This window comes from Streptomyces sp. H27-H5, assembly GCF_026627505.1.
Lineage (GTDB): Bacteria > Actinomycetota > Actinomycetes > Streptomycetales > Streptomycetaceae > Streptomyces.
Window position 1 is genome coordinate 1 of record NZ_JAPNLK010000380.1, and the last position, 507, is coordinate 507.

Consider the following 507-nt stretch of genomic DNA (forward strand, 5'->3'; position numbering starts at 1 on the left):
ACTCAGGTTGAACTCGTAGTTGCCGTGGGTGATGACGGTCCTTGATCCCTGCGGTATGCCGTGGGGATGAGGTATGCGCAGGGGGGCGGGTACACGCCCGAAAGACAGGCGGCGCGTGAGCGGTTGAGGCTGGTGGCGGCCGAGCGGTTCGGGCACGGGGACGCGACCGGTGAGATCGCGCGGGACTTGAGGGTCAGTGAGCGGGCGGTGCGTCTGTGGCGCAAAGACTGGCGTGAGGGCGGGCCGCGGGCCCTGCTTTCGAAGGGGCCGGTATCGCGCGAGAGGCTCTCGGACGAGCAGTGGGCCCGGCTGGAGGTGGAACTGCGCCGCGGCCCGTTGGCGCACGGTTTCGAGGACGATCAGCGGTGGACGCTGAAGCGGGTCAAGCTGCTGATCGGCCGGTTGTTCCACGTGGGGTACACGGTGCAGGGAGTGTGGAAGCTGCTGCGCCGGCACGGCTGGAGCTGCCAGGTCCCCGTGCGCCGGGCCGTGGAGCGCGACGAGGCC

Annotated in this window: 1 protein-coding gene; it reads left to right on the forward strand. The window is 69.8% G+C overall.

The features are described from left to right. Positions 1–66: 66 nt before the first annotated feature. Positions 67–507: winged helix-turn-helix domain-containing protein (locus OTB19_RS43355; RefSeq protein ID WP_267804361.1), on the forward strand; the 441-nt coding region annotated here is incomplete at its 3' end.